This is a genomic window from Neptunicoccus cionae, from assembly GCF_014643735.1.
In the GTDB taxonomy this organism is placed as follows: Bacteria; Pseudomonadota; Alphaproteobacteria; order Rhodobacterales; family Rhodobacteraceae; genus Amylibacter; species Amylibacter cionae.
In genome coordinates, this window is sequence record NZ_BMKA01000008.1 from 1 (window position 1) to 12,241 (window position 12,241).

A 12,241-nucleotide genomic window follows, 5' to 3' on the forward strand; every position below is an offset into this window, starting at 1 on the left:
CGTCTGCGTCCAGTCCTTGTTACCGTCAGTCCGTAGCGTCTGTCGCTGCTTGCCTCCGGTGAAGCGGTGTTTAGGCCTACTCACCAAGACCCGCAACCCCTTTTTTTACGAAACTGTCATTTTTTCGAAATAATCCAAAAAATCAGGTGTTATCAACAGCAACGGGACCGAATGTTGCGCAGACTCCCTGGGTAAACTTGTCGATTATTGCGCGCGCCCATTCCATTGATCAGGGCTTCCTTATTGTTCTGCCGCGTTAAGAGGTTTTTACCCCGATGTTCAGGTGTGAATCGCTTTGGGAATCGTGAAATCCGAATCCTCTTTCCGACTCGCTCCCGCTAATTCGGGCAATCTGGGGGAGATATGTGCCCTGTTTGACTGATTTACCGCGCCGGACCGCAATATTCAGATCCAATCCCATTAGCGGTGCTCCGATATGTACCGTCCCTAATAACGAAATAACCCCCTGCCGTGTCTGCAGCAGGGGGTTATTTCGTAGATCAGCTTTCTTAATGAAACGCCGTTACATCGCAGCCTTAGAGGTAAGATTCTTAAGCGCACCTTTCATAGGTTCCAGAATCGGAGCGTCCGGCGCGATGCCTTCAACAGACCCCAGCGACTCCGCCGGTGTTTCGTAGGCGAGCCAGACTTTACCGGCGTCATCTTCGTATACCAGGACCTTAAGCGGCAAATGCAGACCGGCCAATCGGTTCACTTCCATTGCGGGGGTGCCTACTTTGGGATTGCCAAAGATGATCAGCTCGCTCGCCCCGATGTCAGAACCAATCGATTTCGCCCCTGCCCCGTGATCGACCCGCGCGAATACCTTTGCGCCTGCGCCCTCGATTGCCGTCACCAGTGCATCGGCGGCGGCTGAAACTGTTTTTTCTGTCTCTACCTTGGCGATCCCGTCCGCCCAAGCCAGCATAGGGGTCACTGCAACGGCAGCCGTAGCGATAATGTTTTTCATATAATGCATAGTCATCTCCTTATAACTTTGGTTAGCGCGATAGATAAAACTGTAGCCCCCTCATAGCGAAAGACGAGCCACAGTCCCGTGAGCGGCAGGAACACTCCGGATTTAGCGGATCAGTTTTGGGACACGATAGGCGACAAGCACCAATGCAATCGCGAGATAGACCAGCGGTTCGGTCTGCCACGTCCGCTTTAACATCACAAAATGTGCAGCCCCCAGTATCACGGCGAGATAGGCACCATAGTGAATAAGGCGCCACCGTTTCGGACCAAGTTTGCGGATTGCACGGTTGTTGGATGTGATCGCCAGAGGGATCAGAATCACAAAAGCCAGAACCCCGACGATGATATAGGGACGTTTGGTGATATCCTTGACCAGCGCATCCCACCAGAACTGGTTGTCCAGCACCAGATAGACCAGCAGATGTGCACAAACGTAGAAGAATGCCATCAAACCAATGGCGCGGCGGTATTTGATCAGGTTCACCCCAACCAGATCGCGCAGTGGTGTCACCAGAAGCCCGAGCACCAACAGCTTCAGTGCATATTCCCCGAGCCCGTGCTCCAGTGTTTCAACCGGATTGGGGCCGGGGCTTTGCAGAACAGACCAGAACAGCCAGAGCCCCGGCAGCAACAGGATCGGATACAAGGGCCACGCCGGCACCTTGCGCGCCGCCGAATTAGCGGTTTGGCTGAATGACATGATGTGTCCCTGTCAGATCGCAAGATTGCCCAAATTAGAAATTCTTTGACAGATCCATGCCGTCATAAAGCCCAGCAACCGCATCGCCGTAGCCGTTGAACATCTCGGTCGGCTCTTTGCTGGCAAACAGCCCTGACCCGATTACCCGATGAGAGGCCTGCGACCAGCGGGGGTGGCTGACATTCGGGTTCACGTTACTATAGAAACCGTATTCCCGCGCGTTGATCAGGTTCCATGTCGCAGGTGGTTCGGTTTCAGTCAGGGTAATCTTCACAATGGATTTAATAGATTTGAACCCGTATTTCCACGGCACCACCAGACGCAGCGGTGCGCCGTTCTGGTTTGGCAGCGGCTCGTCATACAGGCCTGTCGCCATTAGGGTCAGCGGGTGCATGGCTTCGTCCATACGCAGACCCTCTACATATGGCCACGGGAACGAACCGTTTTTCTGGCCGTGCATTTCTTCGGGACGCATCAGAGTTTCAAAGGCCACGTATTTGGCGTTGCCCTGCGGGTCGGCTTTGGCGATCAGGTCCGACAGTTGGAAACCGACCCACGGCACAACCATCGCCCAAGCCTCGACACAGCGGAAGCGATAAATCCGTTCCTCCAGCGTCATATCTTTGAGAATATCTTCAAGCGCGTAGTTGCCCGGATTATTCACCAGACCACCGATTTCAACGGACCACGGATCCGTGGTCAGCGCGTGGGCGTGTTGGGCGGGATCACCTTTGCCGGTGCCGAATTCATAAAAGTTATTGTAGCTGATAACATCTTCATAGGCGGTCGGTTCCTGAGTAGTGGACCATTTGCTTTTGGCTGCGTTCATTGCCGCAACCGCAGGAGTGGCGAGCCCTCCCGCCAAACCACCCGCCAGAGATACCCCTGCCGCACCAGCCATCAATTGGCGGCGGTTAAGGAAATCAGCCTTTGGCGTGATGTCGGAATATTTCAGCGCGGTCTTAAAGCGGCCCATGAAGACCCTCCCTCTACGGTGTCTACGTCCAGATTGGTTTAGACCTAGTGTGAATCCAAAGCAAAACACGCGGGTTCACGACCTTGTTGGAAAGGTTACAATCCCGCGGTCCTAATCCGCAGTCCTAAAATCTATTGTGAAGCATGATCCACGGGCACCGGACGCGGCCAGATTTGCGACATCGGAACAGAGCGGCCGTTGTCTTGAACGATGCGCACGTGATGGCGGCGGATGGCGCGGGGTTCGGTGACACCAACCGAATGGGCAATGATCTCTACTTCCTTAATGATCATCTTCGCATAGGCCGCAACTTTTTCGAACTTATCCTCCGGCACCAGCCCCTTTTGAAAGCGCGGATCATGGGTGGTGATCCCTGTGGGGCAGGTATTGCGATTGCATTTCAGGGCCTGAATACAGCCAAGGCTGAACATAAAGCCCCGTGCCGAGGTCACGAAATCCGCCCCCGCCGCAATCGCCCACGCCACATCGCCGGGGTTCATCAGCTTGCCACTGGCAATCAAACGGATGCGATCACGCAGGCCCATCTCGACCAGCAGATCAGAGACCAAAGGCAGGCTTTCGCGGATGGTTATCCCGACCAGATCCATCAGCGGCATCGGACTGGCACCTGTTCCCCCGTCGCCGCTGTCCACAGTAATAAAGTCCGGCGCGCTTTCTTCGCCTCGTTTGTGGATCTCGCCGAACAGCTCACGCAGGGCGGTTTCATCGCTGACAACAGTTTTGATGCCGACCGGCTTGCCTGTCACCTCCCGTATATGGTGAATCGTGTCGAGCAGCTCTGCCATGTTGCCAATCTCGGGGTGGCGGTTCGGAGAGATCGACGCCTCTCCCACAGGAATACCGCGAATCTCGGCGATTTCCGGTGTGACCTTAGCAGCCGGAAGAATACCACCTTTGCCCGGCTTCGCACCTTGCGCCAGCTTTACCTCGAACATCCGCACCTGTTCGTGCGCAGCAATCGCCCGAAGGCGATCATCTGACAGGCTTCCATCCGCGTTACGCACGCCATATTTCGCGGTCCCGACCTGAAACACCAGATCGCAACCGCCTTCCAGATGAAACGGGGACAAACCACCCTCCCCCGTGTTCAACCAGATGCCAGCCTTTTTCGCACCACGGGATAAGGCCCGCACCGCGGGACGGGACAAAGCGCCAAAGCTCATCCCCGAGATGTTAAACAGGGAGGGCGCATCATAAGGAATGCGCGCGTGCGGGCCGATTTGCAAAGGTTCGGTCCGTGCCGCCTGTGTTTCCAGCGGCGGGAACGGCGCGTTCACAAAGATCGGCGTACCCGGCAGGGTCAGATTGCGGGTAGAACCGAAAGCCACTGTATTGCCTTTACCCGAAGCCGCCCGCTTCACCCAATTGCGTTGGGCGCGGTTAAAGGGCAGTTCCTCACGATCCATCGCAAAGAAATACTGGCGAAAGAACTCACCCAGTTCTGTAAACAGGCTGCGAAACCGCCCCACAACCGGATAATTGCGCCGCACCGCATCGCTGGTCTGGCTGCGGTCAATGATAAACATGACCACCACAGCGGCAAACCCGATCCCGACCGCACAGATGAAGGCAATCGCAAAGTAGAACAGGATGGTGGACACAAGGTTCATCAGGAACATGGGGCGAGGCACTCCGTTGGGCTATCCTTGCCAAGAGGCGCTTCTCCGGGCTGGAGTGAATGTAGCGTTCGCGCGGCTAAACACAAAGACCAACAGACGCACATAGCCTCAAAAATACTTGAGGTAGATGAAAAGCGCAGCGGCAAGCGTGAAGGGCCAGACGATAAAGGCCAGTCGCACCGACAAAAACAGGATGATCCGTATAAATTTGGCCAACATATCGCGCCCCTTCATCTCTCCGCCGGATTGCAAACCGCCCCGCAAGCACAAGACCTGCGGGGCGGCAAAGTTATATCACACCTTTATAATGGCGCTTAATGGACCGGCGCATCCGCAGGCGGCTTGGCAGCCTGCGCAATACCGTTAATCACCAGCCCGTTGTCATCGGCACTGACTGTGACGGTGGACCCATCCAGCACTTCACCCGACAACAGCAGTTCTGCCAACGGATCCTGAACGGCTTTCTGGATCACCCGCTTCAGCGGACGCGCGCCATAGACCGGATCATAACCCTGATCCGCGAGCCAGGTGCGTGCGGCTTCGTCCATCTCAAGCCCGATCTTACGGCCCGACAAACGACGTTCCAGAATATCCAGCTGGATGTCCACGATCCCGTCCATGTTGTCGCGGCTCAACCGGTCAAACAGAACGATCTCGTCCAAACGGTTGATAAACTCGGGCCGGAAATGGGCCTGAACCGCCTGCATCACATCTGCCTTGGCCTTACTGCTGTCCACACCGTCGGGCAACTCGCTCAGCGCTTGGGACCCGAGGTTACTGGTCAGGATAATCAGCGTCTGCTTGAAATCCACAGTCCGACCCTGTCCGTCGGTCAGCACACCATCGTCCAGCACCTGCAACAGCACGTTGAACACATCAGGATGCGCCTTTTCAACTTCGTCGAACAACACAACCTGATAAGGCCTGCGCCGCACGGCTTCGGTCAGCACACCGCCTTCGTCATACCCGACATAGCCCGGAGGCGCTCCGATCAGACGGGACACGGCGTGTTTCTCCATGAACTCGGACATATCAATGCGAACCATCGCCTGATCATCGTCAAACAGGAATTCGGCCAAAGCCTTGGTCAGCTCGGTTTTACCCACACCGGTCGGGCCGAGGAACAGGAAAGACCCCTGCGGACGGTTTTCATCCGACAGCCCCGCACGGGAGCGGCGCACCGCGTTCGATACAGCCGTAACCGCATCGCGCTGGCCGATCACCCGTTTGCCAAGCTCGTCTTCCATGCGCAGCAGTTTCTCGCGGGTGCCTTCCAGCATCTTGTCCACGGGAATACCGGTCCAGCGTTCGACAACGCTTGCGATATGTTCGGGGCGCACGGCCTCATCCACCATCACATCATCCTCGCGGCCTTCGGCATCGGACAGCTTTTTCTCCAACTCTGGGATGACGCCGTATTGCAGCTCGCCCATTTTGGCCAGATCACCGGCGCGGCGGGCGGTTTCAAATTGCACCCGCGCGTGGTCCAGTTCTTCCTTGATGTCACGCGCACCTGCCAGCTTGTCCCGCTCTGCCTGCCAATGGGCCGTCATCTCAGACGACTTTTCCTGCAGATCGGCCACCTCTTTTTGCAAAGTGTCCAAACGATCCTTAGAGGCCGCATCGCTTTCGGTTTTCAGCGCCTCGACCTCGATCTGCTTTTGCAGCAACTCACGGTCGATCGCATCAAGCGCTTCTGGCTTGCTGTCCACTTCCATACGCAACCGGCTGGCGGCTTCGTCCATCAGATCAATCGCCTTATCCGGCAGAAACCGGTCGGTGATATAGCGGTTGGACAGGTTGGCTGCCGACACAAGCGCGCTGTCGGAGATGCGAATCCCGTGGTGAAGCTCGTACTTCTCTTTAATACCGCGCAAGATAGAGATCGTGTCAGACACGGTCGGCTCCAGCACCATGACGGGCTGGAAACGCCGCGCAAGGGCCGCATCCTTTTCCACATGCTTGCGGTATTCATCAAGGGTGGTCGCCCCGATACAGTGCAATTCGCCACGAGCCAGCGCAGGTTTAATCAGGTTGGCCGCATCCATCGCGCCTTCGGATTTACCAGCACCCACCAGCGTGTGCATCTCGTCGATGAACAGGATGATTTCGCCAGCAGCCTCGGTCACTTCCGTCAGGATGGACTTCAGACGTTCCTCAAACTCGCCTCGATATTTCGCACCCGCAATCAAAGCGCCCATATCAAGCGCCATCAGCGTCTTGTTCTGAAGGCTCTCAGGCACGTCACCATTGATGATCCGCAAGGCAAGTCCTTCGGCAATCGCGGTTTTACCCACGCCCGGTTCCCCGATCAGCACAGGGTTGTTCTTGGTGCGGCGCGACAGAACCTGCATCGCACGGCGGATTTCTTCGTCCCGACCGATGATCGGATCGATTTTCCCGTCGCGCGCTGCTTCTGTCAGATCGCGGGCGTATTTCTTCAACGCGTCATAGCCGTCTTCGGCACTGGCGCTGTCCGCGGTCCGGCCTTTGCGCACATCATTGATGGCTGCGTTCAAACCTTGCGCCGTCACGCCGCCGTCTTTCAGAATAGTCGCCGCATCGGACTTCACGATGGCAAGTGCGGTCAGCATCCGTTCGACCGGAACAAAGGAATCGCCAGCCTTTTGCGCCAGCTTCTCGGCTTCTGCAAAAATCTTGGCGGTCTGCCCGTCCATATAAATCTGGCCGTTGTCGCCGGACACTTTGGGCATCTTGGCAAGGTTCACGTCCAGATCCTGCAAGACACGGGACGGATCCCCGCCCGCAGCTTTGATCAGGTTGGCAGCAAGTCCCTGTTCATCGTCCAAAAGGGCTTTTAACAGGTGTTGTGGTGTAAAGCGCTGGTGATCCTCGCGCATTGCAATGGTCTGGGCCGATTGAATCATCCCCCGAGACCGTTCAGTGAACTTTTCTAAGTTCATGGTCTTCTCCTTTTACAAGCGCCTGCGATGAAATATGACGCCCGAAATCGGCACGTCAGGGTGCAAGCCTTATCAACAAGATAGGAAGCCCCCCCGCACCCGACAAGAGCCGCTGCAAAAAACCCGCACAGATTCGGAGGACGGCTTCAATGTTCCCCAAATACTCGGATCACGACCGGATATTCTTGCCGTCACGGCTGAAGGCGTAGGCAATACAGCCCGCCAGAAGGCAAAGGGCGAAAAACCCGAACAACCATTGATACGCAACCAAGGCCGTGCTGTCCGGCGCAACCGTTCCATAGAGCTTTCCAGACAATGACTGTAACAAACCCGTCCCGCCCATTCCAAACAGGTTCAGCAGGGTCACGCCCCGCCCTGTCAGGTGATCCGGGAAGAAGGTTTTTGCATGGGCGATAATCACCACAAAGGTCGCACCCGTCAGACCGATCATCGCCAGCAGAACGGTTGCAACCACAACAGAATGCCCCGCAAACAGGATCAGCAGCACCACACAGACAAGATTGATTAGATTACCGCCCAAAACAATCGTCTTGCGCGACGGGATCAGCCGGTCCATCGGTCCGTAGATAAAGTTACCCGCCACCATCGCAAAGCTCATCAAAAGGGTCACAACCCCGATCACCTCAGGCGTGGCCGCGAAAACTTCGTCCAGATACGGCCCGACCCAAAGCCCTCGCAAGCCCGCAACAGAGATATAGTTCACCGCCATCATCGCAAGGATCGGCCAGAGCACCGGCATCGCCAGCAGGTCCAGCACGGATCCTTTCTGCTGCACCTCGACGCGCGCAGGATCCCGTACAAACACAGCAGCCATCGCAGCAATAAACAGCGTCACCCCCGTCAGCACCCACATCGTCCCGCGCCAGCCAAACCACTCCACCGCCAGTGTCAGGGGTAAGGCGCTGCCAATGTTTCCGAACGTGCCAATTCCAAGCGTGACCCCTGCCAGAGTTGCAAAAACCGCAGGGGCATAAGACCGCGCAAAGATATAGTAAGAAGCCATCAGCACCGGCGAACACCCCACGCCGATCAGCATCATCGCAAGGGTCACGTGCAGCGGACTGCTCGCCAGCGCGAATAATGCCGCCCCACCGCCGCCGCCAACGGCAAACAGAACGCTCGCTGTTAGCCTTGGTCCAATCCGGTCCAGCGCTTCGCCCACGGGGATTTGCATCGCTGCAAAAACAAGAAACCACATGCCGCTCGCAAAGGCGAGATCTTCGGGTCCAGCCCCGATATCCGCCCCCAGCGCAGGTGCCATAACAGCCAGAAAAGCCCTGTAAAACTGGCTCATCACATAAGCCAGCACAAGAAAGACGATGCCAATATTCATGGCCGTATTCCACTTTTAAAAATTCGATTGCCCAACTGGTAGGGGATTTTGCAGCCCTTGCCAATTCGCATTTCCGGCGACCCAGCGTCGAAACTTAACCCCGCGTCAGCCCCTCGTTGCGTTGCGCACATCATAGGCGGCCACCAATCCCAGAATCGTCACCCCGAACAGGATCGCCATCAGAACAAACACTCCCGAACTCTCGTTCAGAACGGCGCCGGTCACAGAGGTCAAAATCGCCCCGCTTCCAACCACGGCCGCGCCCGACAGGCCGGACGCGCTGCCCGCAAGATCGGGGCGCACGGACAATGCCCCCGAATTGCTCGCCGGAAGGGTCAGCCCGTTGCCAAGCCCAATGAAAACCACAGATCCGAACAGCACCAGCGGATGCATGATCCCTGCCACCAACAGGATAAATCCACCCCCAAGCCCGACCAGCGCCACGATCCGCCCCGCAATCATCATGGTAGAAAGCGCGTAACGTTTGGCATACCGCCCCGACAGGAAATTCCCAAAGACAAACCCCATCGTAATCGCCCCCATCCCAAGCCCGAGCGTAGCAGGCGTCAGGCCGAACTGGGCCTCGCCGACCAGCGGCGCTCCGGCGAGAAAGACGTAAAACGCCCCTACCGAACAGGCTTGGCAGGCCACATGGCCCCAGAACTCCCGCGCGCCCAACAGGGCTGGATAGGTCTTGAATTGCGCCAGCAGCGTGTCGGACTTCTTGGTGTTGGTCTCCCCCAGATCCCGCCAGCACAGGGCAAAAACGCCCGCACCAAGCATTGCAAACAACAGGAATGTCACCCGCCAGCCGAACATCTGATCCAGCAGTCCGCCCACAACCGGCCCCACCATTGGCGCCAGTGCCATGACCATCGCCACATAGCCCATCATGCTCGCCGCTTCCTGCGGGGGCGCCATATCGCGGATAACCGCGCGACTAAGGGCCATACCTGCGATGACCGCGCTCTGAAGCAGACGAAACCCCAGAAACACCCAGACGTTCGGCGCCAGCCAGCACCCAACGGACGCAACCGTAAAGATCGCCATAGCCGCCAGCAAAACCGGCCTGCGGCCCCAGCGGTCCGACAGCGGCCCCATAATAATCTGCAAAATAGCGCTCACCCCGAGGTATCCTGCAATGGACAGGTTGATCACCGCATAATCCACCTCAAAATCCCGCGCCATATTCGACAGGGACGGCAAAAACATATTCAGCGACAGCACTGAAATCGCAGTCAGCAGCACAAGCGTCACAAAACGCGGCGGGGATTTTGGAGTGGACACGGGGAAAGCTCTTTGATCGGGTTGTCCGCAAATACCACGCCCCCACACCATGCGCAAACTCTGCCTGTCGCCTTGACTTTCTGCCGCCACCGTCCCAAACCCCGAAAAACCAGCCAACGGAGCCCTGATATGCCTGCTGATGACCGCCTGATCGTTGCCCTTGATGTTCCCAATGTTCTGGATGGTATGGCCATCGCGGAAAAGCTCGGGGACAGTGTGTCGTTTTACAAGATCGGGCTGGGGATGCTGACAGGCGGCGGGCTTGCGCTCGCGAATGAACTGAAAGAGCAGGGCAAGCGCGTCTTTCTTGATATGAAGTTTTTCGACATCGGCGCCACTGTCGAACGGGCTGTGGGCGGGATTGCACAGTATGATCTGGACTTTCTGACCGTTCACGGCGACCCCCATGTGGTGCGTGCGGCGGTGGCTGGGCGGGGCGACAGCGACCTTAAGATCCTTGCCGTGACAATCCTGACCTCCCTCGACCGAAGCGATCTGGACGATTGCCTGATCCAGTCCGGTGATCTCCAAGACCTCGTGATCGAACGCGCCCGTGCAGCCCTTCTTGCCGGTGCCGACGGGGTGATCGCCTCCCCCCAAGAGGCCGCCCTGATCCGCGCCCTGCCCGAAGCTGAAGGCCGTTTGATCGTAACACCGGGCGTACGCCCGACAGGTTCCGCCTCTGGCGATCAGAAACGCATCGCAACACCGGCCAGCGCAATTGGTGACGGGGCGGACCACATTGTGGTTGGCCGCCCGATTGTTCAGGCCAATGATCCGGCAGAAGCCGCCAAAGCGATCCTTGCCGAACTGGCCGCGATCTAAGCGCAAACGCCTAAAATACAAGAAACATCAATTTGATCTTTAACGCACTGTTAAGGTTTGGGCGCGATCCAGAGGGCCAAACCTTAACGGAGCCTCTTATGGATATCTTCTCAAAAATCGGCCTCACTGCCCTGACCGCGACCGGCGTGCTGGCAACCTATGCGAAAACGCCGCCCTATGCCGCCACCACCGTAGTCCCCAGCGCCATTCACGCCGGAATTTCCCAAGCTGACATCACGTCCTGACTGGTATTGGCAGCAGAACTGCGGGATAAGACCCTATGCCAAAACCAGCCTTCTGCCGAGACTGCCTGAAACGCTGTGCGCCCAAACCGCGCTGCGAACACTGTGCCTCGCCGCGGGTGTTGATCCATGACGAACTTTTATCGCTCTCCATTGCCCACATGGATTGCGACGCATTTTATGCATCCGTGGAAAAACGGGACAATCCGGAGATTCGTGACAAACCGGTGATCATCGGCGGCGGAAAGCGGGGCGTGGTGTCCACTGCCTGCTATATCGCGCGGATCAACGGGGTCCATTCAGCCATGCCCATGTTCAAGGCGCTAAAGCTCTGCCCTGATGCTGTGGTCGTGAAGCCCCGCATGGATGCCTATGTCGAAGTCTCCCGCGCCATCCGCACCATGATGGAAGATCTGACGCCCGTGGTGGAACCCCTGTCACTGGATGAAGCGTTCATCGACCTGAGCGGCACAGAAAAACTGCATGGTGCGCCCCCTGCGATCATGCTGGCGCGGTTGGTAAAACGAATGGAAGACGAACTGGGCATCTCCGGCTCGATTGGTCTGTCCCATAACAAGTTCCTCGCCAAACTGGCCTCTGATCTGGACAAACCGCGTGGTTTTTCGGTGATTGGACAGGCCGAAACGCTGGACCTGCTCGCCCCCCTTCCAATCAAAAAAATCTGGGGGGCCGGACCTGTGTTGCAACGCAAACTTCAAAGCGATGGCATTCAGACATTTGCCGACCTGCGCCGCCGTGACCGCAAGGCGCTTGGCGAACGCTATGGGTCTATGGGCGACAGGCTCTGGCATCTGGCGCAGGGGCTGGACCACCGCCGCATATCAGAGCGCGATCCGGTCAAAAGCATTTCCAAAGAGACCACCTTCTTTGAAGACACCAGCGATGCAGACCTGTTGGACGGACACCTCTGGCGGTTGGCAGAGCAGGTCTCGGACCGTGCCAAGGCGAAGGAATACGCCGGCAAAACCGTGACGCTGAAAGTTAAGAAAGCGGATTTCAAAACCCTGAACCGCTCTGTCACCCTGCCAGAACCAACCCAGATGGCCGACCGGATTTACTCCCACGGGCGCCAGATGCTTGACGGGGTGATCGACAAAGCACCCTTCCGCCTGATCGGTATTGGCATCAGCCAGTTGACCCGCCCCGAAGAGGCCGATCACTACATGGACCTACTGGAACAGGACGCCGCCAAACGGGCCAAGGCGGAACGGGCCACCGACGCAATCCGCGAAAGATTCGGCAAGGGCGCGATCCTAAAAGGCCGCGCCCTGCGCTAACCCGTTTCAATGTTCCA

General features: G+C 57.3%; 10 protein-coding genes. 3 read left to right on the plus strand and 7 right to left on the minus strand.

Translation table 11 applies throughout. From position 1 onward, the window contains the following. Positions 1 to 523 precede the first annotated feature (523 nt). The 7 genes from IEX10_RS17550 to IEX10_RS17580 all read right to left on the minus strand — a co-directional run bounded on the left by IEX10_RS17550 (position 524) and on the right by IEX10_RS17580 (position 9,859). Entirely contained in the window at positions 524 to 979 is a 456-nt protein-coding gene (locus IEX10_RS17550) for a DUF302 domain-containing protein (RefSeq protein WP_229678617.1), read from the minus strand. A 102-nt stretch (positions 980 to 1,081) separates the two neighbouring features. After that, positions 1,082 to 1,678 carry a protein-methionine-sulfoxide reductase heme-binding subunit MsrQ gene (gene msrQ / locus IEX10_RS17555; RefSeq protein WP_188678355.1) on the minus strand — a complete coding sequence of 199 codons (597 nt, stop codon included), beginning with the start codon at positions 1,676 to 1,678 and terminating at the stop codon, positions 1,082 to 1,084. 34 nt (positions 1,679 to 1,712) lie between these two features. After that, on the minus strand, positions 1,713 to 2,654 hold the full coding sequence (gene msrP / locus IEX10_RS17560) for a protein-methionine-sulfoxide reductase catalytic subunit MsrP (RefSeq protein WP_188678357.1): 942 nt from the start codon (positions 2,652 to 2,654) through the stop codon (positions 1,713 to 1,715). A 131-nt stretch (positions 2,655 to 2,785) separates the two neighbouring features. Continuing rightward, a complete protein-coding gene (locus IEX10_RS17565) occupies positions 2,786 to 4,294 on the minus strand; it encodes an FMN-binding glutamate synthase family protein (RefSeq protein ID WP_229678618.1) in 1,509 nt (502 codons plus the stop codon). A gap of 314 nt (positions 4,295 to 4,608) precedes the next feature. Further along, positions 4,609 to 7,218: an ATP-dependent chaperone ClpB gene (gene clpB, locus IEX10_RS17570; protein ID WP_188678360.1), complete on the minus strand. Its 2,610-nt coding sequence runs from the start codon at positions 7,216 to 7,218 to the stop codon at positions 4,609 to 4,611. 169 nt (positions 7,219 to 7,387) lie between these two features. Then, complete coding sequence (locus IEX10_RS17575; RefSeq protein WP_188678363.1) at positions 7,388 to 8,572, minus strand: MFS transporter; 1,185 nt, start codon at positions 8,570 to 8,572, stop codon at positions 7,388 to 7,390. Positions 8,573 to 8,677: 105 nt separating this feature from the next. Continuing rightward, entirely contained in the window at positions 8,678 to 9,859 is a 1,182-nt protein-coding gene (locus IEX10_RS17580) for a multidrug effflux MFS transporter (RefSeq protein ID WP_229678619.1), read from the minus strand. Positions 9,860 to 9,988: 129 nt separating this feature from the next. Here IEX10_RS17580 and pyrF point away from each other — a divergent pair, with 129 nt between their 5' ends. The 3 genes from pyrF to IEX10_RS17595 all read left to right on the plus strand — a co-directional run bounded on the left by pyrF (position 9,989) and on the right by IEX10_RS17595 (position 12,224). Beyond that, the gene (gene pyrF / locus IEX10_RS17585; protein WP_188678366.1) at positions 9,989 to 10,684 is read left to right on the plus strand and encodes an orotidine-5'-phosphate decarboxylase; all 696 of its coding nucleotides are present in this window, start codon (positions 9,989 to 9,991) and stop codon (positions 10,682 to 10,684) included. Positions 10,685 to 10,782: 98 nt separating this feature from the next. Further along, positions 10,783 to 10,929 (plus strand): hypothetical protein, encoded by a 147-nt coding sequence (locus IEX10_RS17590; RefSeq protein ID WP_188678368.1) that lies wholly within the window; start codon positions 10,783 to 10,785, stop codon positions 10,927 to 10,929. Positions 10,930 to 10,964: 35 nt separating this feature from the next. Next, complete coding sequence (locus tag IEX10_RS17595) at positions 10,965 to 12,224, plus strand: DNA polymerase IV (RefSeq protein ID WP_188678370.1); 1,260 nt, start codon at positions 10,965 to 10,967, stop codon at positions 12,222 to 12,224. Positions 12,225 to 12,241: the final 17 nt, after the last annotated feature.